General features: G+C 66.7%; 22 protein-coding genes. 8 read left to right on the top strand and 14 right to left on the bottom strand.

Translation table 11 applies throughout. From position 1 onward, the window contains the following. Nucleotides 1-21: 21 nt before the first annotated feature. Entirely contained in the window at nucleotides 22-216 is a 195-nt protein-coding gene (locus U5768_RS18005) for a DUF2905 domain-containing protein (RefSeq protein ID WP_224015803.1), read from the top strand. 17 nt (nucleotides 217-233) lie between these two features. On the opposite strand, the gene U5768_RS18000 is transcribed toward U5768_RS18005, so the two are convergent. From U5768_RS18000 to U5768_RS17985, 4 genes are all read right to left on the bottom strand, one after another. After that, complete coding sequence (locus U5768_RS18000) at nucleotides 234-1475, bottom strand: multifunctional CCA addition/repair protein (RefSeq protein ID WP_322031736.1); 1242 nt, start codon at nucleotides 1473-1475, stop codon at nucleotides 234-236. After that, nucleotides 1472-2122 (bottom strand): glutathione S-transferase family protein, encoded by a 651-nt coding sequence (locus tag U5768_RS17995; protein WP_322031735.1) that lies wholly within the window; start codon nucleotides 2120-2122, stop codon nucleotides 1472-1474. Before U5768_RS17995 ends, U5768_RS18000 begins: the two co-directional genes overlap by 4 nt. Before the next feature lie 54 nt (nucleotides 2123-2176). Continuing rightward, the gene (locus U5768_RS17990; RefSeq protein ID WP_322031734.1) at nucleotides 2177-3133 is read right to left on the bottom strand and encodes a complex I NDUFA9 subunit family protein; all 957 of its coding nucleotides are present in this window, start codon (nucleotides 3131-3133) and stop codon (nucleotides 2177-2179) included. Nucleotides 3134-3275: 142 nt separating this feature from the next. Then, nucleotides 3276-5249: a lytic transglycosylase domain-containing protein gene (locus U5768_RS17985; protein ID WP_322031733.1), complete on the bottom strand. Its 1974-nt coding sequence runs from the start codon at nucleotides 5247-5249 to the stop codon at nucleotides 3276-3278. A gap of 20 nt (nucleotides 5250-5269) precedes the next feature. On the opposite strand from U5768_RS17985, the gene U5768_RS17980 reads away from it, so the two are divergent. Next, nucleotides 5270-5884, top strand: a complete 615-nt coding sequence (locus U5768_RS17980; protein WP_415913927.1) for a 5-formyltetrahydrofolate cyclo-ligase — start codon at nucleotides 5270-5272, stop codon at nucleotides 5882-5884. A 15-nt stretch (nucleotides 5885-5899) separates the two neighbouring features. Here the strand turns inward: U5768_RS17980 and U5768_RS17975 are convergent, their stop codons facing one another. Further along, nucleotides 5900-6412: a winged helix DNA-binding protein gene (locus tag U5768_RS17975; protein WP_158758835.1), complete on the bottom strand. Its 513-nt coding sequence runs from the start codon at nucleotides 6410-6412 to the stop codon at nucleotides 5900-5902. Nucleotides 6413-6615: 203 nt separating this feature from the next. On the opposite strand from U5768_RS17975, the gene pxpB reads away from it, so the two are divergent. The 5 genes from pxpB to U5768_RS17950 all read left to right on the top strand — a co-directional run bounded on the left by pxpB (nucleotide 6616) and on the right by U5768_RS17950 (nucleotide 11105). Beyond that, nucleotides 6616-7275, top strand: a complete 660-nt coding sequence (gene pxpB, locus U5768_RS17970) for a 5-oxoprolinase subunit PxpB (protein ID WP_322031732.1) — start codon at nucleotides 6616-6618, stop codon at nucleotides 7273-7275. After that, nucleotides 7272-8375 (top strand): biotin-dependent carboxyltransferase family protein, encoded by a 1104-nt coding sequence (locus tag U5768_RS17965; protein WP_322031731.1) that lies wholly within the window; start codon nucleotides 7272-7274, stop codon nucleotides 8373-8375. The genes pxpB and U5768_RS17965 overlap by 4 nt, the downstream gene beginning before the upstream one ends. Before the next feature lie 44 nt (nucleotides 8376-8419). After that, nucleotides 8420-9175 carry a 5-oxoprolinase subunit PxpA gene (gene pxpA, locus U5768_RS17960; RefSeq protein WP_322031730.1) on the top strand — a complete coding sequence of 252 codons (756 nt, stop codon included), beginning with the start codon at nucleotides 8420-8422 and terminating at the stop codon, nucleotides 9173-9175. Nucleotides 9176-9387: 212 nt separating this feature from the next. Beyond that, a complete protein-coding gene (locus U5768_RS17955; RefSeq protein ID WP_322031729.1) occupies nucleotides 9388-10155 on the top strand; it encodes a DUF969 domain-containing protein in 768 nt (255 codons plus the stop codon). Then, the gene (locus U5768_RS17950; protein WP_322031728.1) at nucleotides 10152-11105 is read left to right on the top strand and encodes a DUF979 domain-containing protein; all 954 of its coding nucleotides are present in this window, start codon (nucleotides 10152-10154) and stop codon (nucleotides 11103-11105) included. The genes U5768_RS17955 and U5768_RS17950 overlap by 4 nt, the downstream gene beginning before the upstream one ends. Nucleotides 11106-11159: 54 nt before the next feature. Here U5768_RS17950 and U5768_RS17945 read toward each other — a convergent pair whose 3' ends face one another. From U5768_RS17945 to U5768_RS17910, 8 genes are all read right to left on the bottom strand, one after another. Beyond that, nucleotides 11160-11957 (bottom strand): glycosyltransferase family 2 protein, encoded by a 798-nt coding sequence (locus U5768_RS17945; RefSeq protein WP_322031727.1) that lies wholly within the window; start codon nucleotides 11955-11957, stop codon nucleotides 11160-11162. A gap of 112 nt (nucleotides 11958-12069) precedes the next feature. Then, complete coding sequence (locus tag U5768_RS17940) at nucleotides 12070-13227, bottom strand: TraB/GumN family protein (RefSeq protein WP_415913926.1); 1158 nt, start codon at nucleotides 13225-13227, stop codon at nucleotides 12070-12072. A 190-nt stretch (nucleotides 13228-13417) separates the two neighbouring features. Next, nucleotides 13418-14452 (bottom strand): peptide ABC transporter ATP-binding protein, encoded by a 1035-nt coding sequence (locus U5768_RS17935; protein WP_322031726.1) that lies wholly within the window; start codon nucleotides 14450-14452, stop codon nucleotides 13418-13420. Next, complete coding sequence (locus U5768_RS17930) at nucleotides 14449-15447, bottom strand: ABC transporter ATP-binding protein (RefSeq protein ID WP_322031725.1); 999 nt, start codon at nucleotides 15445-15447, stop codon at nucleotides 14449-14451. The genes U5768_RS17935 and U5768_RS17930 overlap by 4 nt, the downstream gene beginning before the upstream one ends. A 2-nt stretch (nucleotides 15448-15449) precedes the next feature. Next, the gene (locus tag U5768_RS17925; RefSeq protein ID WP_322031724.1) at nucleotides 15450-16367 is read right to left on the bottom strand and encodes an ABC transporter permease subunit; all 918 of its coding nucleotides are present in this window, start codon (nucleotides 16365-16367) and stop codon (nucleotides 15450-15452) included. Between the two features lie 54 nt (nucleotides 16368-16421). After that, the gene (locus tag U5768_RS17920; RefSeq protein WP_322031723.1) at nucleotides 16422-17435 is read right to left on the bottom strand and encodes an ABC transporter permease subunit; all 1014 of its coding nucleotides are present in this window, start codon (nucleotides 17433-17435) and stop codon (nucleotides 16422-16424) included. A 137-nt stretch (nucleotides 17436-17572) separates the two neighbouring features. After that, nucleotides 17573-19207, bottom strand: a complete 1635-nt coding sequence (locus U5768_RS17915; protein WP_322031722.1) for an ABC transporter substrate-binding protein — start codon at nucleotides 19205-19207, stop codon at nucleotides 17573-17575. A gap of 194 nt (nucleotides 19208-19401) precedes the next feature. Next, on the bottom strand, nucleotides 19402-21579 hold the full coding sequence (locus U5768_RS17910; protein WP_322031721.1) for a tetratricopeptide repeat protein: 2178 nt from the start codon (nucleotides 21577-21579) through the stop codon (nucleotides 19402-19404). Between U5768_RS17910 and U5768_RS17905 the strand changes: the two genes are divergently transcribed. After that, nucleotides 21578-21931 carry a hypothetical protein gene (locus U5768_RS17905; protein WP_322031720.1) on the top strand — a complete coding sequence of 118 codons (354 nt, stop codon included), beginning with the start codon at nucleotides 21578-21580 and terminating at the stop codon, nucleotides 21929-21931. The two genes, U5768_RS17910 and U5768_RS17905, sit on opposite strands and share 2 nt — an antisense overlap. Here the strand turns inward: U5768_RS17905 and metF are convergent. Further along, nucleotides 21874-22704: a methylenetetrahydrofolate reductase [NAD(P)H] gene (gene metF, locus U5768_RS17900; protein ID WP_322031719.1), complete on the bottom strand. Its 831-nt coding sequence runs from the start codon at nucleotides 22702-22704 to the stop codon at nucleotides 21874-21876. The genes U5768_RS17905 and metF overlap by 58 nt on opposite strands. Between the last annotated feature and the right edge of the window lie 6 nt (nucleotides 22705-22710).

The following is a 22710-nucleotide window of genomic DNA, read 5'->3' as shown; positions in this document are numbered from 1 at the left end:
CTCACGCCACGCCACGCCACCATGATCCGCTGGTTCCTCACCACTTTCATCGCTGTCGCGATTCTCTCCAGCGCGCAGCCGTGGCTCAGGAAGCTCGGCATCGGGCGCCTGCCGGGGGACGTCACGCTGCGCATATTCGGCCGCGAGTATCCGCTGCCGTTCATGTCGACGCTCGTGCTTTCGATGGCGCTTTCGTTTCTAGTGCGTGCGCTCTAAGCGCACGCACGACTCGCTCATGCCGTAGCGAGCGCAGCCTCCACCGCCGCCACGCGCGCTTCGTGCACCGCCTCCTTGATCTTCTCGGCGCCGCCGCGTTCGATCGAGCGCGCAATCGCCCCGGCATCCACGCCGCGTGCGGCCACGAGCGCCACGCGCAAGCGTTCGGCCTGCGGATAAGGCGCGTTCTCCCAGTTCAGCCGCCCGCGCAAATCCGATTCGCAGGCCTGCAACGCCTCCGCGAAACGCGCCGGTTTGCGCAGCGCGTCGCAACGCTCGAGCATGCGCACGAGCGCCGCCGCACCCATGTCCATCACGCGATGCACGTTGCCGTGTTCGCGCGCGACCAGCACCGCGAGTTCGCGGCAATCGTTGGGCACACGCAAACGGTCGCAAAGCGGCTTGAGCAGATCGACGCTGCGCCCTTCGTGGCCGATGTGACGCGGCAGCACGTCTTCGGGCGTCGTGCCTTTGCCCAGATCGTGCGTGAGCGCCGCGAAGCGCACGGGCAGCGTGTAGCCCTGCGCGGCCGCATGGTCGATCACCATCATCACGTGCACGCCCGTATCGACTTCCGGGTGATAGTCGGCGCGCTGCGGCACGCCCCATAACGCGTCGAGTTCGGGCAGCACGCGAGCGAGCGCGCCGCAATCGCGCAGCACCTCGAACATGCGCGAAGGCTTCGCTTCCATGAGGCCGCGCGAGATTTCCTGCCACACGCGTTCGGGCACGAGCGCATCGGCTTCGCCCGATGCGACCATCGCGCGCATGAGTTCGAGCGTTTCGGGCGCGACGGTGAAATCGGCGAAACGCGCGGCAAAGCGCGCGATGCGAAGAATGCGCACGGGGTCTTCGAGGAACGCTTCGCTCACATGGCGAAAGACACGCGCTTCGAGGTCGCGCGCGCCGCCGAACGGATCGACCACTTCTCCCGTGAGCACGCCGCCCGGCTGCACTTCCTGCGCCATCGCGTTGATCGTGAGGTCGCGCCGCGCGAGGTCTTCTTCGAGCGTCACGTCGGGCGCGTAGAAAAACTGGAAGCCGTGATAGCCCGCCGCCGTCTTGCGCTCGGTGCGCGCGAGCGCGTACTCCTCGTGCGTTTCGGGATGCAGAAAGACAGGAAAATCCTTGCCGACCGGACGATAACCCTGCGCGGCCATCTGCTCGGGCGTCGCGCCCACCACGACATAGTCGCGGTCGCGCACGGGCAGCCCGAGCATTTCGTCGCGGATCGCGCCGCCTACGACATAGATCTTCATTCGTCGTCGCGTTCGTCGTCGGCGACGATGTGCGTTTCGCGGCGCGCGGCCTCCACCCACTCGGCCACCGCGGGCAATGCGCTCACGCGCTGCGCGTATGCCGCCGCTTCGGGCGAGAGCTTCGGCTGGTAGCTATTGAAGCGCATGACGACCGGCGCATACATCGCGTCGGCAATGGTGAATTCGCCGAACAGGAACGGGCCGCCGCTCGCGGCCAGGCACTCGCGCCAGAGCGCGTCGATGCGTGCGATATCGGCGAGCGCGCCAGGCGTTGCGCCCGCGCCGGGCTTCACCTTGCGGATGTTCATCGGCATGTGGTTGCGCACTTCGCCGAAGCCCGAATGCATCTCGGCGCTCACGCTGCGCGCGCGGGCCCGCGCGTTCGCGTCGCGCGGCCACAGCGCATGCTGCGGAAAACGCTCGGCGAGCGTTTCGGCAATCGCGAGCGAATCCCACACGGTAAAGCCGTCGTCGCAGACGAGGCACGGCACCTTGCCCGAGGACGAGAACGCGAGGATCGCGGACTTGGTGGCCGGCTCGTCCAGCTCGATCAGCACTTCCTCGAACGCAATGCCGAAGTGCCTGAGCAGCACCCACGGACGCATCGACCACGACGAATAGTTCTTGTCTCCGATTACGAGCTTCATTGTTCACATACCGTAATGAGTTGAAAGGGCGCCGGCGGATAGTCCGCTTTTCAGCTACCGTCCGGCGCTCGCGCGAAAGATGTTCAGCCGCGAGCGCAGCGAGGCGTCGGCGAGATACAGCGGCGCGATCGTTTCGATGCTCGCGGGCTCGATATCGAGTTCGGGTGCAAGCGGCCCGGTCAGCACACTGTCCACCTTCATCGAATCGAGATTATCGCGCGTGAGCACCGGCACGCCTGGCGCCATCTCGAACGACAGCGCCTGGAGCCGCCCGAACGCATCGGGCAGCCGCATGATGCGCGCGTGCCGGCCCAGCACTTCGCCGCAATACTGCACCAACTGCTCGAGCGTGTAGACCGTCGGGCCGCCAAGTTCGTAAGTGTGCCCGCTCGCGGCGTCGAGATCGAGCACATTGACGATCGCCTTTGACACGTCGCCCACGAATACGGGCTGGAACTTCGCGTCGGGCATGGCGAGCGGAATTATCGGAAAAAGCCGCTGCAGCAGGGCGAAGCGGTTGAGGAAGGTGTCTTCGGGGCCGAACACGACCGAAGGCCGGAAGATCGTCGTGGCAAGCGCCGTGGCCGCGTGTACGGCTTTTTCGCCGTCGCCCTTCGAGCGCAGGTACATGCTCGGCCCGCGCGAGTCGGCGCCGAGTGCGCTTATGTGGATGAGCCGATGCACGCCTTTGCCCTCGCACGCGGCGACGATTTTCGTGGGCAGGTCCACATGCAGTTTCGCGAAACCGGGCCCGTAGGGATCGCCGCGTCCGCCATTGAGCGTGCCGACGAGATTGACGACCGCGTCCGCATTCTCGACGAACGCCGCGAGCGCGACCGGATCGGACACATCGACCTCGACCACGTCGACGGGAAGCAGGGTGAGATGGCGCGCGTTGTAGCGGCGGCGCGTGGCGATGCGTACGTCCTTGCCCGCCTCGACGAGCGCATTGACGAGATGGCTGCCGATGAATCCCGAACCGCCGATGACCGCAATGGCTTGATGTCTCATCTTCGACCTCCTCGGGCAGGCGGCGCCGCCGCGCAAGAGGTCCGGTTCGTCTCGCAGCGCGCCAGCCTGAAGGCGCAGCACGCAGCGTGCCATCGCGCCGCGCGCGCCCTCTGGGATGCGGCGCGGCGTGACGGCCAGGCGCTTACGGCGAAATGTAGCCGAGACGCGCCTTCAGCGATTGCGGACGGCCCTCGAACAGCGCCGCATAGTAGACCGTGTTCGACAACACGTTTTTCACGTAATCGCGGGTTTCCTGGAACGGAATGGTTTCCGCGAAGATGGCGCCCTCGACGCCGCCCTGCAAAGTCTGGCGCCATGCGCGCGGGCGGCCCGGCCCGGCGTTGTAGCCCGCGGTGGCGAGCACGGCGGAGCCGTCGAACTGATTGTAGATCATCGACAAATAGTTCGTTCCGAGCAGGATGTTGGTGTCGAGATCGTTCAACTGGTCGCGCGACAGCGGGCCGAGGCCGATCTTCTTCGCCACCATCTGCGCCGTGGCCGGCATGATCTGCATGAGCCCGCTCGCGCCCACGCCCGACTTCGCGTTGAGGATGAAACGCGACTCCTGGCGGATGAGGCCGTAGGCCCATTCGACGTCGAGGCCGTTGGTCTGCGCGTCGCGCTCCACCACGTCGCGGAACGGCGCGATGTAGCGCAGCGAGAAGTCGTGCTCCGTTTGCGTGCGGTCGGCCGTGTTGACGGTGCGGTCGAGCAACTGGATGCGCTTCGCGTATTCGGCCACGGCGAGCAGTTGCCGGTCGCTCATACCGCGCAGCGGCCAGTTCCATTCGCGATTGCCTTCGAGCCGCAGGTTCAGCGCGTAGAAGCGCTGGGCGAGCGCGAAGCCCGGCGTTTGCGCGGCCTGGGCGATTTCCGCGTCGCTCACCGTGGTTTTGGGCGGGATGGTGATCTTCTGGCCGAGTTCTTCGGTGGCGAGCTGGCCGTAGAAGTTATAGCCCTGCGAGATCGATGCGAACTCCTGGTTCGCCTGCCCCGTTTCGCCGGCCTGCTTGAGCGCGCGTGCGTGCCAGTAGACCCACGACGGTTGCGCGCGCAGCGTGGCCGGCATCTGCTCGATCGACCACCGCACCATGGTCCAGTCGCCGCCAAGCAGCGCTGCACGCGTACGCCATTCGTAAGCCGGCTTGGAGAGCGGCGCATTGGCCGAGAGGCGATACCAGTCGAGCGCGGCGGGCAAGCGCTTTTGCGCCGCCTGATAGCCGATCGTGCCCCAGCCGATCGCGCGCTCCGGCGACGTGAGCTGCGGCGCGACCGCGGCGTAGGTTGCGGCGGCCATGGCGGGATCGTTGCGCGCCATCACGGTGACGGCGAGCAGCGCGAGCTGATGCGATTGCGGATCGGCGCCGACACCTTGCGCGAGCGTGAGCGGCGGCGTGCTCACCGCCTGGCTGAACGCCGTCGGGTCGGGACGCTGCGAGAGGCCGTCGAGCAGCTTCGCGCCTGTCGAGGTCTGGTTCTGCTCGTAGGCGAGGCGGATCTGCTGCCAGACGTCGTCGCTGGAGAACTGGCCTTTGATCGCAAGCGCCGTGATGAGATCGACGCAGCCGTCGCCGTAATAGCGTGGCTCGGTGAGCAGCGCGCGCGCATCGTTCGCGACGTTCTCGCCGCGCGCGGCGCGCGATTCGAGCGCGTAGCACTTCACCTGCGTGTCGTCGTTGAGCACGAAGCGCGGGTACTGCTGGTCGAAATTCGCCCAGTCGTGACGCGCGCCGAGCACGAGCAGATAGTCGTTGCGCAGACGGTCGGCGATCGCCTGGCCATCGTAGCGCTGCAGGAACGACAGCACCGGCGCATCGGGCGCGTCCACGCGCGCGTGGCCTTGCGAATCGAATAGTTGCGGCTTGAGCTGGAAGTATTCGAGATACGACGGCGCCGGGTAATCGGGAATCATCGCAGCGAGTTGCGCGGCGCGCGCGGGATCGTTGGTGCGCGCGGCTTCGCGAAGCTGGATGAAGGTCTGATCGTCACTGGAAAGGACTGCGCCTATGGGCAGAGCGACGGGGCGCACGGCGTCCGCCGTGCTGCATGCTACGAGCGCCGCGGCAGTCAGTGCGAGACCGACCACGCGATATACTCGGACAAGGCGTTTGGACATCGTTATTTCTGGAGCGCGAGGTGAACCCAAGCATAGCACGCAACCCCCACACGGAATCCAAAAAGGACTGGCGTGCAAGGCTGCTTCCTCGGCGAATTGAGGCCGCTTCCGACGTGGCAATCGGTCTTGCGCTGACGGCTCGTCTCGATGCGCTCGTCGCGCAATTTGCGCCGCGCGCGATCGCGTTCTATTGGCCCCTTCGCGGAGAGTTCGATGCGCGCGCCTGGATCGCCGCGTGGCTCGCCGCCGATGCATCGCGCCGCGCGGCGCTGCCCGCCATTCCCGAGCGCCACACGCCGCTCGTGTTTCACGCCTGGACGCCCGACGCACCGATGCGCGAAGGCCATCACGGGATACTCGAGCCGCAGTCGCAGGAAGCGATCGTGCCCGATCTCCTCCTCGTGCCGTGCGTGGGTTTCGATCGCGACGGCTATCGCCTCGGCTACGGCGGCGGCTACTACGACCGCACGCTGGCCGCCTGGCCGGGCGACGAGTTGCCCGTCACGGTGGGCATTGCGTATGAAGCGTGCCGCATCAACGACGGCGTGCTCGCGCGCGAGGCGCACGACCTGCCGCTTGACGCCGTGGTGACCGAAGCCGCCACGCATCTGCGCCAACGTTCGCGCGGGCGCTGAAAGCGCCTCAGCCGATCAAAGCGAAGCCGCCGCGCGCGCGGCCGTGTCGTAGAGCCCCGACGCGTTGCGCATGAGTTGCGCGGCCTCGCCGATCTGCTGGTTCGTGAGGCCGCTTTCCTTGAGCGTCGCGATGAGGCAGCTCTCGCGCACGTCGCGGTAGCGCAGGCATAGCGCCTGCCCTTCGGGCGTGACCGAGAAGAAGACTTCCTTGCCGGTCTTTTCGCTTTTTACATACCCTCTGGAAACAAGCTTCTTCAACGCATACGTGGCCACGTGCGTGTCCTCGATGTTGAGCACGAAGCAGATATCCGCGAGCTTCTTGCGCCGCTCGCGATGGCCGACGTGATGGAGCAGCGACACCTCGATCGGCGTCATGTCCTTCACGCCCGCCGCCGACATGCAGCGCACCATCCAGCGGTTGAACGCGTTGCTCGCCATGATGAGCGCGTACTCGAATTCCGAAAGCTCGGCGCTCGACTCGGAGACGAGATGTTCGGACGAAACGATCTTGGTCGGCTGGCGCGACATGGCAGATAACCCGGTAGTCGGTGGTCGAAGAGGCAAAGCGGTGTGGCGTGAGTGTAATTGCAGCGCGTTTTCGGTGCGCCTGGCGAAAACGCTTATTGATAAATTGTAGATAAATTATCGACAATGTACGCTAGGCAGAAATGCCATGGCCGCCCGCGTGCGCCGTTTTCGACTGGTCGAACCCGTCCCCTGATCGATCCAACATGCCGAATTCCGACCCCCGCATTTTTCCCCTCGGCGACGAAGCGCTTGTCTGCGAAGCGCCGCCGCCCGCCACGCTCGAGGTCCAGCGCCGCGTCTGGGCCGTCGCCGCGCTCGCGCGCGACTGGGCGCCGGTGCGCGAAGTGGTGCCCGGCATGAACAACCTGACGATCACCTTCGATCCGCTCGCCGCCGACGCCGCCGCGCTCGCAGGCGCGCTGCGGGACGCGTGGCGCGACGCCGAAGACGCGAGCGAAGCCGGCCGCGAGATCGAAATACCCGTGATCTACGGCGGCGAGAATGGGCCCGATCTCGAAGCGGTCGCGCAGCATTGCTCGCTCCCCGCCGCCGACGTCGCCGCGCGCCACGCCGCGGGCGTCTACACGGTGTTTTTCCTCGGCTTTCAACCGGGCTTCGCTTATCTCGGCGGCCTCGAACGCGTGCTGCACACGCCGCGCCGCCGCGAGCCGCGCCTCGCCGTCCCGGCCGGATCGGTGGGCATCGGCGGCGAGCAGACGGGCATTTATCCGGCCGCGTCGCCCGGCGGCTGGCAACTGATCGGCCGCACCGCCGCGAAGCTGTTCGACCCCGCGCGCAATCCGCCCACGCTGCTCATGCCCGGCGACCGCGTGCGATTCACCATCGCGGAGCTTCACGCATGATCGAAGTCTTGCGCGCGGGCCTGCTCACCACGGTCCAGGATCTCGGCCGGCCCGGCTACCGGCATCTGGGCGTCGCCACCGGCGGCGCGCTCGATACGCTCGCGCTCGAAGTGGGCAACCGCCTCGTCGGCAACCGGCCCGACGCGGCGGGCATCGAAATCACCTTTGGCCCCGTCGCGCTGCGCTTTGCGCGCGCCACGCGCGTCGCCATCACGGGCACCGACTTCGGCACCACGCTCGGCGGCCGTCCGGTCTGGTCGTGGTGGAGCCTGCCCGTGGCCGCCGGCGAAGAACTCGTGCTCAACGGCGCGAAGCGCGGCATGCGCGCCTATGTATGCGTGGCGGGCGGCATCGACGTACTGCCCATGCTCGGCTCGCGCAGCACCGACCTCGCGGCGGGCTTCGGCGGTCTTGCGGGGCGCGCGCTCAAGGACGGCGACCGCCTCGCCACGGGCGCCTCGTTCGCGCCGGGCCGCGAGCGCGCCGCGCTCGACCCGGGCGCTCCGGCCTTCGGCGTGAAGGCGCCCGCGTGGTGCAACTTCGCGCTGGCCGACGAGCCGCATCACCGGCGCGGCCGCCACCCGGACGGCATGGCATGGGCCGCGCCCGTGCGCGTGCTGCGCGGCCCCGAGTACGACAGCTTCACGCCCGAGGCCCAGCGCGCGCTGTGGTCCGACGAATGGCAGATCACCCCCAACAGCAACCGCATGGGCTTCCGGCTCACGGGCACACCGCTCGCGCGCACGAACGGCGCGGACCTGCTCTCGCACGCGGTGCTGCCCGGCACGATCCAGGTGCCGCCGAGCGGCCAGCCCATCGTGCTGATGGCCGACGCGCAGACCACGGGCGGCTATCCGAAGATTGGCGCGGTGATTCGCGCCGACTGGTGGAAGCTCGCCCAGGTGCGGCTGACGGGCGGCGTGCGTTTCGTGGAAGCGACGGCGGCCGTCGCGCGCGCGGCGCTGGAAGAGGAACGGGCGTACTTGCGGCAGATCGACGCCGCGATCGCCATGCACGACGAGCGCCTGGCGAGCCGCCCCGCGAACAGGGTTTCAGGCGCGATTTCAGACGCGATTTCAAGCGCGGCAGCAGACGCGTGATTTTCAAGCATCATCGGCAAGACGAGCAGCAAGAGGAACACATCATGACCACCATCGATCTGAACGCCGATCTCGGCGAAGGCTGCGGCTCCGACGAGGCGCTGCTCGACCTCGTGAGTTCGGCCAACATCGCGTGCGGCTGGCACGCGGGCGGCGCCAACGCCATGCGCGAGTGCGTGCGCTGGGCCGTGGAAAAACGCGTGTCGATCGGCGCGCATCCGAGCTTCAACGACCCCGAGAACTTCGGCCGCAAGGAGATGACCTTGCCGGCCGAGGAAATCTACGCGGGCGTGCTTTATCAGCTCGGCGCGCTCTCCGCGATCGCCCAGGCCGAAGGCGGCCGCATCGCCCACGTGAAGCCGCACGGCGCGCTCTACAACCAGGCAGCGCGCGACCCGCAGATCGCCGAGGCAATCGTCAGCGCCGTGCACGACTTCGATCCGTCCGTGACGGTGTTCGCGCTCGCGGGCAGCGGCCTCGTCACGGCGGCGCGCGAGGCCGGGCTCGTGGCGATCGAGGAAGTGTTCGCCGACCGCGGCTATCGCGCGGACGGCTCGCTCGTGCCGCGCAGCGAACCGGGCGCGCTGCTCGACGACGAAGACGCCGTGCTCGCGCGCACGCTCGCGATGATCCGCGAGCAGCGCGTGCAGGCCGTGAACGGCGCCTGGGTGCCGCTCAACGCGCAGACCATCTGCCTGCACGGCGACGGCCCGCATGCGCTCGCGTTCGCGCGGCGCATCCGCACTGCCCTCGACGAGGCGGGCATCGGCGTTCGCGCGGCGGGCGCGGGCGAGGCCTGACGCATCCCCAGCCTGAATGCAGCAAAGCGCGCGGTGAGGGCCGCGCGCCGTTCGATCATCGAAGGTTTTCGCAAGGCAATCCCACGGCAGCGCAAGTTGCAGACGTAGTTGTACCCAGCAGGTTCGTAGTTGTACGAACGGCCATCAGAGCCGCGAAGTCAACGCCGCTATCCGCGGCAATCAACGACAAGCCAATACGTTTGGAGATCCACATGCAGAGCACCGTCAACTTATGGCCGCTGATCGGCGTGGCCGTCATCATCGCCGGATTCCTGTTACGGTTCAATCCGATGCTGATCGTCGCCGCGGCGGCCGTCGTCACCGGTTTCGCCGGCGGCTTTCCGGTGGCGAAGATTCTTGCCGCCATCGGCACCGGCTTCATCAAGACCCGCAACATTCCGCTCATCATCCTGCTGCCGCTCGCCGTGATCGGCCTGCTGGAGCGCCACGGCCTGCGCGAGCGCGCGCAGATCTGGATCGGCAGCATCAAGGCGGCCACGGCCGGGCGTCTGCTCATCGTCTATCTGCTTGTGCGCGAACTCACCGCCGCCGTTGGCCTGACAGGTCTCGGCGGGCATCCGCAGATGGTGCGCCCGCTCATCGCGCCGATGGCCGAAGGCGCCACGGAAAACCGATTCGGCAAGCTCTCCGACGCCGTGCGCTACAAGCTGCGCGCCTGGTCGGCCGCGACCGACAACGTAGGCCTCTTCTTCGGCGAGGACATCTTCGTCGCGTTCGGCGCGATCGTGCTGATGGTCACGCTGCTCAAGGAAGCGGGCGTTTCGGTCGAGCCGATCCACGTGGCGCTCTGGGGCATTCCCACGGCGATCTGCGCGTTTCTGATTCACGGCGCGCGGCTCTGGCTGCTCGACCGCAAGCTCGAACGCGAGCTTGGGGGCTTGCGCCACGCGGCCAATGGCAACGCCAACGCGAACGGCAACGCAGCGGCCGCCGACCGGGCGCGGGGAGACGAAGCATGACGCTCACCCTCAACTGGCTCTTCTGGCTGCTCGGCATCGTGCTGCTCATCGTGGGCGGCATGATCGTGATGGACCGCGAGCATCCGCGCCGCTTCACGGCGGGCGGCTTCTGGCTGCTCTACGCGCTCATCTTCCTCGTCGGCGATCTGCTGCCCGCCGAGGTCGTCGGCGTGCTCGTGCTCGCCATGGCGCTGATCGCGGGTCTCGGCGGCGTGACCGCCGCGAAACCCAGGGTGCTCGCGCTCGAAACGCGCCTCGCCAGTGCGAAGCGCCTGGGCAATAAACTCTTCGTGCCCGCGCTCACCATTCCCGTCGTCACCGTCGTGCTCACGCTCGCGGCCAGTCATCTCGTATTCGGCGGCAAACCGCTCATCGACCCGAAAAACGTCACGCTAATCGGCTTCGGCATTGGCTGCGTGATCGCGCTCCTCATTGCCTGCATCATCACGCGCGACAGCGTCGGCCAGTCGATGAAGGAGACGCGCCGTCTCGTCGATGCGCTTTCGTGGGCCGCTGTCCTGCCGCAGATGCTCGGCATGCTCGGCCTCGTGTTCTCGGATGCGGGCGTGGGCAAGGCCGTCGCGCACGTGACGACGTCGTACATCAACATGGACGTGCGCTTCGTCGCGGTGGTGGTCTATTGCGTGGGCATGGCGCTCTTCACGATCATCATGGGCAACGGCTTTGCCGCGTTTCCGGTGATGACGGGCGGCGTGGGCGTGCCGGTGCTGGTGGGCGTGTTCCACGTCAATCCGGCGATGATGGCCGCCATCGGCATGTTCTCGGGCTACTGCGGCACGCTCATGACGCCGATGGCCGCGAACTTCAACATGGTGCCCGCGGCGCTGCTGGAACTGCCCGACAAGAACGCCGTGATACGCGTGCAGGTGCCCACGGCGCTGGGCATACTCGCCGCGAACATCGTGCTGCTGAACGTGTTCGGGTTTTGAAGTGGCGCACGCGCGCAGTGACGAAAAAGCCGGCGGAAAGCCGGCTTTTTTCGTTCAGGCCGGGTGCAGCGAAGCAGCCTCGAGCGCCTGGCAAAGGTGCGGAAACTGCCGCGCGACGAGCACCTCGGGCAGCAGATACTGCGGAAAGCACTTCGACGTGTTGTGGGCGTGCAGCACGTGCAGGCACAGGCCGACGTCGTCGGTGGCAAGCGCGATGCGCGCGCCGCGCGCGAGCGCAGCCGTGATGAAGCGCCCGTCTTCGTTGAACGAACGGGGCTCGAATGGCTGCGCCGCCCACACGCGTTTCGTATAGACGTAGCTGAAGCCGTAGCCCAGGTGGTTGTCGGCGAAGGCGGCGTTGTCCTGCGGGAAATTGAGCACCGTCATGGGCTGGTCGCTCCAGCCAAAATGCAGGCCGCTCTTGCGCATCAGGTCCCAGTACGCGAACTGGCCGTACACGCGGCTGTAAAGGAAGAACGCGCCGAGCTTCACGAACTGCGCGTCGTGCAGACGCATGTGCGCGAGCATCGTGCTCAGGTAGTCGGGCGCGTAGATCTCGTCGTCGTCGAAATGCGCGATCACCTCGCCGCGCGCAAGCTCGATCGCGAGATTGCGCTTCTCGCCAATCGTCAAACGCGTACGCAAGTGGCGATACACCACGCGCTCGTCGTTCAGGCTCGCCATGAAGGCGCTGGGCGTATCGCTGTCGTCGATCACGATCCATTCGAGCCCGCTTGCGCGCTGCGACGCGAACGAGCGGTACGCGAGCGGCAAAAATGCTTCGCGGTTCCAGGTGGGCGTGATGACGCTCACGCTGGGCGCTTTCGCCTGGACGTCGGACGAAGGAAACATGGAGGCAACCTCCGCAGCAAAAAACCGCATGGTAGGTGCACGTTCGAACCGCCGATATCGAACGTTGACTAAATGAGTCCGCTCTTGATCGAGCGCAAAGATTCGATGCGGCTCAACCCGGATCGACGTTGAATCCGCGCTGGCGCAGCAGTTGGAGCACGCCTTTCGGGCCGCCCAGATGCAGCGCGCCGACGGCCACGAAAAGCGGCTTGTTGGGCGCCACGTACTGCTGCATGCGCGCGACGAAGCGCCGGTTGCGCTCGTAGACGATGCGGTTGTCGACCGACGCCGCCACGCGCGCGTCGTGCGAAAGCTTTTCGGTGCGCGCCGATTCCCAGGCGGCGATGGCGTCGGCGTCGCCCACGCGCCACAGGCGCAGGAGCGTCTGCACGTCGGACACGTTTTGCGCGGGCGTTTGCCCGAGATCCTGCGCGAGCATCTCGCGCTGCTGCGCGAGGCTCAGGTTCGTGAAGGCGCGCATCTGCTCGGAAAGCGTCTCCAGACCGACGATGCGGCGGCCCTTCCAGCGCAGGAACACGTTCTGTAGCTGCGCCTCGGTACCGTACTCGGTCTGCAGCCCGGCGCTCAGCGAATCGTAGGTTTCCACGAGCAGCGAGGCGAGCCACGGCCGCATCTTGCGGATTTCGGCCAGCGCCTCGGGGTTGCCGCGCATGCGCGCCTCCAGCTTCTGCCAGAGCGGTTCGGGCAGGAGGCCCGGCAGACAGGGCCGTTTGCACACGCCGTATTTCGAGACGTCGTCCTGGGAAACCAGCAGATCGTCGGGGGAAAGCTCCAGCGCAAGAATGGGCGACGCGGCGAGCGCCGCGAGAATCGGCGGGCGAAACGGCTGGCCGGGCGGGTAATCGGCGGGGTCGCCCACGTGGAGCGTGCCGAGCAGATAGATCGTGAGATTGCCGCGCGTGGCGACATAGAATGGCATGCGCGCGGGTTGCGTGCGCACCGGGCCGCCAGCCGTCGTGCCCGAGGCGTAGCTCGGCACGGCGGGCGCGGCGTGAAAGCCGGGAATGCCGCCCCTTGCGCCGCTTGCGCCGCTTGTGCCGTTCGCGCCCCGCGCCGCACCTGGCGGAACGGGCACCGCGGGCCGCACGCCGGGCGTGTCGGCCACGGCGCTCCCGGCTAACGCCACGCACGGCGCGAGCATACCGAGCGCGCTGAGCGCCCCGAACGCAAGCGCCAGCGAGCGCGCTGCGCGTAGCGCCCCGCGCAACGCCGACTTCCGCGCCGCACGCCACGCCACAGCCAATGCCACACCGAATGCCAAACCCGAAGCCACCCCGAATGTCACGCGACCCGCCAGCCCGGCAAGCACGTCAAAAACGGCAACCGGAACGATCGAAAGAGCGGCGGAGAAAACGGAGGAAAAAACCGTGAAAAAGGCGGCGCGACGGCCGCCCATCCACGAGCGGCGCGTAACGATAAAACGACGCGCCGCCGTCGCTTCAGGCCGGCATGGGCCGCCCATCCTCTTCCCCCACCTCCTCTGCACGATGGCAGGATACCTGACGGCCGTCCACTTCGCGAAGGGCAGGAACTTCCTTACGACACCTGTCGATCGCGTATGGACAACGCTGGTGGAACGTGCAACCGGACGGCGGGTTGAGCGGCGAAGGCAGCTCGCCCTCCAGCTTGATCTTCACGCGGCGGTCCGCCTCGAAGATCGCGGGCGTGGCCGAAAGCAGCGAGCGCGTGTACGGATGGCGCGGCCGCGAGATCACCGTTTCCTTGTCGCCCAGTTCCGCCACGCCGCCGAGATACATCACCATCACGTCGTCGGCGATGTGCTCGACCACGGCCAGGTTGTGTGAGATGAACACGTAGCTGGTGCGGAACTGCTCCTGCAAGTCCATGAACAGATTGAGAATCTGCGCCTGGATCGAGACGTCGAGCGCGGAAACCGGCTCGTCGGCCACGACGATCTGCGGATCGAGAATCATCGCGCGCGCGATCGCCACGCGCTGGCGCTGGCCGCCCGAGAACATGTGCGGATAGCGCTTGGCGTGCTCGGGCCGCAGGCCGACGATGCGCATCATGTGCGCGATGCGGTCCGCGCGCTCGCTCGCCGTGAGCCGCGTGTTGATGGCGAGCGGCTCGCCGAGCGTCTGCTCCACGGTCTTGCGCGGGTTGAGCGAGGCGAACGGGTTCTGGAACACCATCTGCACGCGGCGGCGCAGCGCGGCGATTTTCGCGGCGTTGGCGTGCGCCACGTCCTCGCCGTCGATGGTGAGCTTGCCCGCGGTAGGCGGCTCGATCATCGTGAGCTGGCGTGCGAGCGTCGATTTGCCGCAGCCGGACTCGCCCACCACGGCAAGCGTGCGCCCGCGCGTGAGCGAGAACGACACGCCGTTGAGCGCCTTCACGGTGCCCGTGCCGAACATGCCGCGCTTGACGGAGTAATGCTTCTTGAGATCTTCCGCGACCAGAACCTTGTCGTCTTTATGGTCCTCGTGAGCCGCGTGTTGCTGGACTGCGTTCATCGCGCGCCTCCGTTGGATTGAGTCACCGCCGCGTTCAGCGGCTTGATGCAGCGCACCTGCGCGTAGCTGCTTTCGTCCGCCACTGCGTCGAGCGCGGGCCGCGCCTTCATGCAGTCGTCCACCACATACTTGCAGCGCGGCGCGAACAGGCAGCCGCTCGGCCGGTCGTCGCGGCCGGGCACCATGCCGGGCAGCGCGGCCAGCCGCATCGCCCCCTTGTTGTGCTCGGGGATAGCCGCAAGCAGCGCTTGCGTGTACGGATGATGCGGCCGCGAAAAGATGTCGGGCACGCGGTTCGTTTCGATGATCTCGCCCGCGTACATCACGGCCACGCGCTGCGCGACTTCGGAAACCACGGCCAGATCGTGCGAAATCAGCACGAGCGCCATGCCGCGCTCCTTCTGCAGGCGCACGAGCAGTTCCATGATCTGCGCCTGGATCGTCACGTCGAGCGCCGTGGTGGGCTCGTCGGCGATCAGCAGCTTCGGGTTGCAGGCCACGGCCATCGCGATCATCACGCGCTGGTTCATGCCGCCCGACATCTGGTGCGGGAAGTTGTCGATGCGGTTCTTCGCGTCGGGAATGCCCACCTGGTCTAGCAGTTCCAGCGCGCGCGCATGAAGCGCCGAGCCGCGCAGGCCTTCGTGCAGCTTGAGCACTTCCTTGATCTGGTAGCCGACCGTATAGCTCGGATTCAGGCTCGTGAGCGCGTCCTGGAACACCATGGCGATGTCCTTGCCCACGATGCGCCGGCGTTGCTTGCCTGTGGCGTTGAGGAGATCGCGCCCATCGAACGTGATCGAATCGGCAGTGACCTTGCCCGGCGCGTCGATGAGGCCCATGAGCGCCATCATCGTCACGCTCTTGCCCGAGCCCGATTCGCCCACGATGCCGAGCACTTCGCCCTGCCCGACGGAAAGGTTCACGCGGTCCACGGCGGGCAGGCCGTTGAAGTTCACCGCCAGATTGCGGATGGTCAAAAGGTCTTGAGTCATGATCAGGCCATCCGCTTGAGCTTGGGATCGAGTGCGTCGCGCAGCCCGTCGCCGAGCAGGTTGATCGCGAGCACCGAAATGAGGATGGACAGACCCGGCATCGTGACGATCCACCATGCGCTGTCGATATAGTCGCGCGCCGAGGCGAGCATCGCGCCCCACTCCGCACGCGGCGGCTGTACGCCGAGACCGAGGAAGCCGAGCGCGGCGGCGTCGAGAATCGCCGAGCTAAAGCCGAGCGTCGCCTGCACGATGAGCGGCGCCGTGCAGTTGGGCAGCACCTGCGAGAACATCAGGCGCAGCGTGCCGGCACCGGCCACGCGCGAGGCGGTTACGTACTCCTTGTGCAGTTCGCCCAGCGCCGAGCCGCGCGTGAGACGCACGTAACCCGGCAGCGCCACGATCGCGATGGCGAGCATCGTATTCGTGAGACCCGGGCCGATGATCGCCACCACGGCCACGGCCAGCAGCAGCGAAGGCAGCGCGAGCAGCACGTCCATGAGACGCATGATCGGCGTGTCGGCCCATTTCTCGAAGAACGCGGCCACGAGCCCGAGCACGATGCCCGGAATCAGCGCGAGCACGACCGAAACGCAGCCGATCCACAGCGAGAGCCGCGCGCCGTACATGAGACGCGAGAGGATGTCGCGGCCCGCTTCGTCGGTGCCGAGAACGAACTTCCAGTTGCCGCCGTCGAGCCACGCGGGCGGAATCTTCACGTAGTCGCGGTATTGCTCGATCGGGCTGTGCGGCGCGATGAGCGGCGCGAAGATCGCGATGAAGATGAGCAAGAGCACGATCACGCCCGCGCCCACTGCGCCCTTGTTGCGCGAGAAGTTCGCCCAGAATTCGCGCAGCACGAGCGCGCGGCCCGAAGGCGGCGTGACGGCGCGAGGCACGGTGTTCTGAATGTCAGCCATCATGCCTCCTGGTTTCGAATGTTGTGTTGTGGGGTTCGCATTGTCATGGCTCGCTTACCTCGTATGTCGAATGCGCGGGTTGAGCACGCCGTACAGCAGATCGACGAACAGGTTCACGACGATCACGAGCGTCGCGATCATGAGAATGCCGCCTTGCACCACCGGGTAGTCGCGCCGGCTGATCGCATCGATCAGCCATTTGCCGATGCCGGGCCAGGAAAACAGCGTTTCGGTGAGCACCGCGCCCGCGAGCAGCGTGCCGACCTGCAGGCCGATCACGGTCACCACGGGAATGAGCGCATTGCGCAGCGCATGCACGACGATCACGCGCGCGGGCGAAAGGCCCTTGGCGCGCGCCGTGCGGATGTAGTCTTCGCGCAGCACTTCGAGCATGGAAGAACGCGTCATGCGCGCGACCACGGCGAGCGGAATCGTGCCGAGCACGATGGCGGGCAGGATCAGGTGGCTCACGACCGAGCGGAACGAGCCTTCGTCCGTGCCGGGCAGGAGCGAGTCGATCAGCATGAAGCCGGTCACGTGCGGAATGTCGAATTCCACGGCGATGCGGCCCGACACGGGCGTCCAGCCGAGCTTCGACGAGAACACCATGATGAGGATGAGCCCCCACCAGAAGATCGGCATGGAATAGCCGGTGAGCGCGGTGCCCATGACGCCGTGATCGACGACGGTGCCGCGCCTGAGCGCCGCGAACACGCCCGCGGGCAAGCCGACCGCGAGCGCGAAAATGAGCGCGCAGATCGACAGCTCGACGGTGGCGGGAAAGCGCGCGAGAAACTCGCCCATCACGCTCGTGTTGGTGATGATCGAAGTGCCGAGGTTGCCGTGAACGGCGTGCCAGACGTAGTGCAGATACTGCATCGGCAAGGGCTCGTCGAGCCCCAGGCGGTGCATCGCGTCGGCGTGCATTTGCGGATCGACGCCGCGCTCGCCCATCATCACTTCGATGGGATCGCCCGGAATCAGGTGGATGAGTGCGAACGCCAGAATGGTGATACCGATGAACGTCGGTATGACCATGCCGATACGGCGCAATACGAAGCGGAACATGTGGTGTTCCCCCAAAAGCTTGAAATGAAACGCAACCGGCGACGGGGGCTCGTGACCCCGGTCGCCGGACCATATTTCGCCCGCTTTCGATCAGGTGAAAGCCGGGCGAAAACTAACCGATAGACTCGCGATAAAACTTACTGCATGCCCACGCCGTCGAAGCGCGCGTAGCCGAGCGGTTCGATGCGCATGTCGATCACCTTCTTGCTGACCGGCTGATACACGGTCGAGTGAGCGATCGGCGAGAACGGCAGTTGTTGCGCGAAGATGTGCTGCGCGTCCTGGTAGAACTTCGTGCGCTGCGCCACGTCCGAGGTCTGACGGCCCTTCTGGATCAGTTCGTCGAACGGCTTGTAGCACCACTTGCCGAAGTTGTTGCCGTTCACGGCTTCGCAGCCGAGCAGCGTGCCGAGCCAGTTGTCGGGGTCGCCGTTGTCGCCCGTCCAGCCGATCAGCATCGAGTCGTCCTCGCCCGCGTGCGCGCGCTTGATGTACTCGCCCCACTCATACGTAACGATCTTCGCCTTCACGCCGATCTTCGCCCAGTCGGCCTGGATCATTTCGGCCATCAAGCGTGCGTTCGGGTTGTAGGCGCGTTGCACGGGCATGGCCCACAGCGTGATCTCGAAGCCGTTCGGCTGACCGGCCTTGGCGAGCAGCGCCTTGGCCTTCGCCGGGTCGTACGCGTTGGCCGGCAGGTTCTTGACGTAGGACCATTGCGTCGGCGGCATCGGGTTGGTCGCGAGCTGGCCCGCACCCTGGTACACCGAGTCGATGATCGCCTTCTTGTTGATCGCCATGTCGAGCGCGTGGCGCACGTCCGCGTTGTCGAGCGGCTTGTGCGTGACGTTGTACGACAGATAGCCCAGGTTGAAGCCCGGCTGCGACGGCATCGCGATGTTGGCCTCGGCCTTCAGCGGCGCGATGTCGGCGGGGCGCGGATAGCTCATCACCTGGCATTCGTCGCGCTTGATCTTCTGCACGCGCACGCTCGCGTCCGGCGTGATCGAGAAGATCAGCTTGGAGAGCTTCACGGCGCCCGGCTTCCAGTAGTCGGGATTGCCGTCGAAACGGATGGTCGCGTCCTTCGTGTAGCTCTTGAAGATGAACGGACCCGTGCCGACCGGGAACTGGTTGATGTCGGCGGCCTTGCCGGCCTTCATCAGTTGATCCGCGTATTCAGCCGAGAGGATCGAGGCGAATTCCATCGCCATGTTCTGGATGAACGGCGCGTTCGGCTCGTTCAGCGTGAACTTGACCGTGTACGGATCGACCTTTTCGACCTTCGCGATCAGCTTGTCGAGGCCCATGTCCGTGAAGTACGGGAACGACACCGGGTACGCCTTGCGGAACGCGTTGTTCGCATCGAGCATGCGGTCGAACGTGAACACGACGTCGTCGGCGTTGAATTCGCGCGAGGGCTTGAAGAACGAGGTGGTCTGGAACTTCACGCCATGTCGCAGATGAAACGTGTAGGTCTTGCCATCAGGGGAAACATCCCACGACTGCGCGAGGCCCGGTTCGACCTTCGTTCCGCCGCGTTCGAATTCGACGAGACGGTTGTAGACGGTGAACGTGTTCGCGGTGAAGTCGACGCCCGTGGTGTATTGGGCGGGGTCGAAGCCAGCGGGGCTGCCTTCCGAGCAGTAGACGAGCGTCTTGTTCGGAATGCTTTGCGCGGCGTGCGCGAGCGGGGCTCCAGCAATCGATGCCGCTGCGAGCGCCACGAGAGACGTCAATCGGGCAGCGCGCAACAGTTTGTTTTCTTTCATGTTTCCTCCAGTTCAATGCCGGCCGGAGCCGGCGTAGCGCGATCTTACCGACCGCGCGCCAGTGCCACAAGCCAGCCAAAAAGCCGCTTTGCCTGTGGAAAACGCCGGGTTGACAGCGCGCAGGGTTTGGCATGTTGCAGTGCACAGCGCCCGCCTGGAGGCTCCGCGGGCGGTTTGGGCACGTTTAGACGGGGTTAGACCGCGATTAGCCACATAAACCGGTACGCAGCCTCGATGCCGCGCGCGAAGCGGGCGGCATCCATGAGCGGCGAAGCGGCCATGCGCGCGCGCAGGCCGGCGCGCAGCGCGGCCAGGCGCGGCAAATCGCGCGCGAGTTCGACGACGATGCGCGCGTAGTGGGCGTTGTGGTGCGCGACCAGTTCGGGCAGGCCCAGATTCGCGAGCAGCGACAGCCCCGCGCGGCTCGCCGCGGAGCGGCCCGCGCGCGTGGGCACGGGCACGCCCATCCAGAACGCATCGAGGCTGGTGGTGTGGCCGTTGTACGGAAAGGTGTCGAGCGCGATGTCGACCCGCGACCACGTGCGCAGATAATCGTCGCGCGGCTGGAACCCGACGAAGCTCACGCGCGCCGCGTCCATGCCATGTGCCGTCAGGCGCCCGGCGAGCCGTGCGCGCGCCTGACCCGGCGGCGCCATCAGCACGAGCCGGGCGTCGGGCAGCGCCGCGAACACGCCGGACCAGAGCGCGAGCGTGGCGTCGGTGATCTTGCAGGGATTGTTGAGGCAGCCAAAGGTGACGTGCCCTGCGGCTAGCGCGGGCAATGGCCCGACCTCGGCGGGCGCGTCGAGCGGCGCGTAGCACCAGAACGTGTCGGGCAGGCGCAGCGATCGTTCGGTGTACTGGGCGTCGATGCCGGGCACGCCGGGCGGATCGAGCCAGGGATCGGTGAGCCGCCAGCCGATCGCACGGCTGCCCGTCGTGCCCGGATACGCGAGCCACGCGACCTGCACCGGCGCCGGCCGCCGCGCGAATACCTCGCGCCGCGCGTTGGCCATGTACATGGTGAGATCGACGAGCACGTCGATGCCGTCGTCGCGAATCTGCTGCGCGAGCTGCGCGTCGGTCAGCGCGCGCGCGTCGCGCCAGCGGTCGACATGCGCCGCCAGTTGCGCCGTGATCGCGTCCGGCTGCGTAAGCGTCGAATAACAGACGATCTCGAACGCCGCGCGGTCGTGATGCGCGAACAGCGGGAGCGTGAACAGCGACTGACAATGATTGCGGAAGTCGGGCGACACGTAGCCGATACGCAGCCGCCGCGCCGGATCGCGCAGGTTGGCGTACGAGACCGGCTGCGCGAGCAGCGGCGCCTCGTGGCGCGCGGCAAAGGCTTCGGCCTGGGTGCGGATTTCGGCCCCGTTTTCGGTCGCGAACGCGAGCATGTAGACGAGATTGCCGCCCGCGCCGCGATGGTCCGGGTCGCAGGCAAGCGCGCCCCGATACGCCGCGAGCGCCGGCTCGACATCGCCCATCGACTTCAGCGCGTTGCCGAGATTGCAGTGCGCGTCCGCGAAATTCGGCCGCAGCTCGATGGCGCGCAGCGAAGCCGCCTGCGACTCGTCGATGTGCCCGAGGTCGTAGAACACGTTGCCGAGATTGTTCCAGGCCGAGGCGTTCCCGGGCGCGAGTGCGACCGCGCGCTCGAGCTGCGCGCGCGCTTCGTCGTGCCGCCCGAGCAGGCGCTGCACGCAGCCGAGATTGGTGAGGACGTCCGACGCGTCCGGGTCGAGCGTTCGCGCCGCTGCGAGCACCGCGAGCGCTTCGTCGAGCCGGTTCAGCGCGATCAGTACGTTGCCGAGATTGACATGCGCGCTCACGTGCGCGGGTTCGAGTTCGATCGCGCGGACGAGCGGCGCGACGGCGCGCGCGTTTTGTCCGCTCGTGAGCAGCAGGCTGCCGTAGTTATAGTGCGCGATGGCGTTACCGGGACGTTCGGCGATCAGGCGTTCGAACAGCGCGATGGCGGTGGCGAAGTCGCCGCGCGCCGCGTGCAGGTTCGCGAAATTGTTGAGCGCGTCGGCTTGGTGCGGATCGAGTTCGAGCGCGCGCTGCAACGCCGCGTGCGCCTGCGCGGCCTGGGCAGGGTCGGTCCCGTCGCAGGCGAGCGCGAAGCTCACAAGGATATCGGGCGCCTCGCGCAGCGCGAGCGCGCGTTCGAACAGCGCGCGCGCCGCCGCGCGATCGCGCCGTAGCTGGATCATGCCCGCGAGATGCAGCGCATCGAAATGCTGGGGATCGACGGCGAGCAGTTGCTCGCAAGCGGCCAGCGCGGCGTCGTTCGCGCCGGCGCGCCAGGCCGTCACGGCCTTGTCGAACGTGGACGCGGCGAAAGAGGAATGGGCGGGTGCAGTCATGACGAAAGCGGCGGTCGCAGGCGCGAGAAGCGCGATACACGGCATGCGGCACGCACCGCGCTTACACCCGCCGGAAAACGAGAAAACCTTGATTTTCGTCACATCTCAAATTGCGGCGGCCGATCTCCTGCGCGGCTGGCTGATCTGCGTCAGCCGAAACATCGGTGAAATCGTGCAGGCGCGCCCAAACTCCGCAGGCAAAAAAAACCGCGCGGCCCGCCAAAGCGGCGCCGCGCGATTCGTGGCTTGGCGCGCAACGCTGCTCGCGCGCGCCATCGCCATGCCGTATGTCGATCAGGCGAACAGCCGCTCGCAGATCGCCTTCGAGGGCGCCGCCGCGTTGAGCGTGTAGAAGTGGACGCCCGGCACGCCCGCGTCCACGAGGCGGCGGCACAGGTCCGTCACCACGTCGAGCCCGAACGCGCGAATCGACTCGCGATCGTCGCCGAAGCTTTCCAGACGCTTCGCGACCCAGCGCGGCACTTCGGCGCCGCACATCTCGGAGAAGCGCATGAGCTGCGAGTAGTTCGTGATCGGCATGATGCCGGGGACGATGGGAATGTCCACGCCCAGCTTCCTCGCGTCGTCGACAAAGCGGAAATACGCGTCCGCGTTGAAGAAGTACTGCGTGATGGCCGAATTGGCGCCCGCTTTCACCTTTTGCGCGAACGCTTCGAGGTCGTGGCGCGGCGAGCGCGCCTGCGGGTGGTACTCGGGATACGCGGCCACCTCGATATGGAACGCGTCGCCCGTTTCCTCGCGGATGAAGGCGACGAGTTCCGACGCATAACGCAGCTCGCCCACCGCGCCCATGCCCGAGGGCAGGTCGCCGCGCAGCGCCACGATATGGCGGATGCCGTGCGAGCGGTACTCGCCGAGAATCGCGCGCAGGCTCTCTTTCGAGGAGCCGATGCACGACAGGTGCGGCGCCGCTTCGATACCCGCCTTCGCAATATCGACGACGGTATCGAGCGTGCCCTGCTGCGTCGAGCCGCCCGCGCCAAACGTCACGGAGAAGAACTTCGGCTTGAGCGTGGCGAGTTCGGCCCGCGTGGCGCGCAGCTTTTCCAGCCCGTCCGGCGTCTTCGGCGGGAAGAATTCGAATGAGAGTTCGATCGGTTTCATGTTGAT

The organism is Paraburkholderia sp. J76, from assembly GCF_905220295.1.
Lineage (GTDB): Bacteria > Pseudomonadota > Gammaproteobacteria > Burkholderiales > Burkholderiaceae > Paraburkholderia.
This window is presented reverse-complemented; position numbering and strand designations above follow the sequence as displayed.

Bases quoted from the DNA above. Each gene is read 5' to 3' on its own strand.
- U5768_RS18005 (WP_224015803.1), top strand. From the start codon at position 22: ATGATCCGCTGGTTCCTCACCACTTTCATCGCTGTCGCGATTCTCTCC.
- U5768_RS18000 (WP_322031736.1), bottom strand. From the start codon at position 1,475: ATGAAGATCTATGTCGTAGGCGGCGCGATCCGCGACGAAATGCTCGGG.
- U5768_RS17995 (WP_322031735.1), bottom strand. From the start codon at position 2,122: ATGAAGCTCGTAATCGGAGACAAGAACTATTCGTCGTGGTCGATGCGT.
- U5768_RS17990 (WP_322031734.1), bottom strand. From the start codon at position 3,133: ATGAGACATCAAGCCATTGCGGTCATCGGCGGTTCGGGATTCATCGGC.
- U5768_RS17985 (WP_322031733.1), bottom strand. From the start codon at position 5,249: ATGTCCAAACGCCTTGTCCGAGTATATCGCGTGGTCGGTCTCGCACTG.
- U5768_RS17975 (WP_158758835.1), bottom strand. From the start codon at position 6,412: ATGTCGCGCCAGCCGACCAAGATCGTTTCGTCCGAACATCTCGTCTCC.
- pxpB (WP_322031732.1), top strand. From the start codon at position 6,616: ATGCCGAATTCCGACCCCCGCATTTTTCCCCTCGGCGACGAAGCGCTT.
- U5768_RS17965 (WP_322031731.1), top strand. From the start codon at position 7,272: ATGATCGAAGTCTTGCGCGCGGGCCTGCTCACCACGGTCCAGGATCTC.
- pxpA (WP_322031730.1), top strand. From the start codon at position 8,420: ATGACCACCATCGATCTGAACGCCGATCTCGGCGAAGGCTGCGGCTCC.
- U5768_RS17955 (WP_322031729.1), top strand. From the start codon at position 9,388: ATGCAGAGCACCGTCAACTTATGGCCGCTGATCGGCGTGGCCGTCATC.
- U5768_RS17950 (WP_322031728.1), top strand. From the start codon at position 10,152: ATGACGCTCACCCTCAACTGGCTCTTCTGGCTGCTCGGCATCGTGCTG.
- U5768_RS17945 (WP_322031727.1), bottom strand. From the start codon at position 11,957: ATGTTTCCTTCGTCCGACGTCCAGGCGAAAGCGCCCAGCGTGAGCGTC.
- U5768_RS17935 (WP_322031726.1), bottom strand. From the start codon at position 14,452: ATGAACGCAGTCCAGCAACACGCGGCTCACGAGGACCATAAAGACGAC.
- U5768_RS17930 (WP_322031725.1), bottom strand. From the start codon at position 15,447: ATGACTCAAGACCTTTTGACCATCCGCAATCTGGCGGTGAACTTCAAC.
- U5768_RS17925 (WP_322031724.1), bottom strand. From the start codon at position 16,367: ATGGCTGACATTCAGAACACCGTGCCTCGCGCCGTCACGCCGCCTTCG.
- U5768_RS17920 (WP_322031723.1), bottom strand. From the start codon at position 17,435: ATGTTCCGCTTCGTATTGCGCCGTATCGGCATGGTCATACCGACGTTC.
- U5768_RS17915 (WP_322031722.1), bottom strand. From the start codon at position 19,207: ATGAAAGAAAACAAACTGTTGCGCGCTGCCCGATTGACGTCTCTCGTG.
- U5768_RS17905 (WP_322031720.1), top strand. From the start codon at position 21,578: ATGACGAAAGCGGCGGTCGCAGGCGCGAGAAGCGCGATACACGGCATG.
- U5768_RS17910 (WP_322031721.1), bottom strand. From the start codon at position 21,579: ATGACTGCACCCGCCCATTCCTCTTTCGCCGCGTCCACGTTCGACAAG.
- metF (WP_322031719.1), bottom strand. From the start codon at position 22,704: ATGAAACCGATCGAACTCTCATTCGAATTCTTCCCGCCGAAGACGCCG.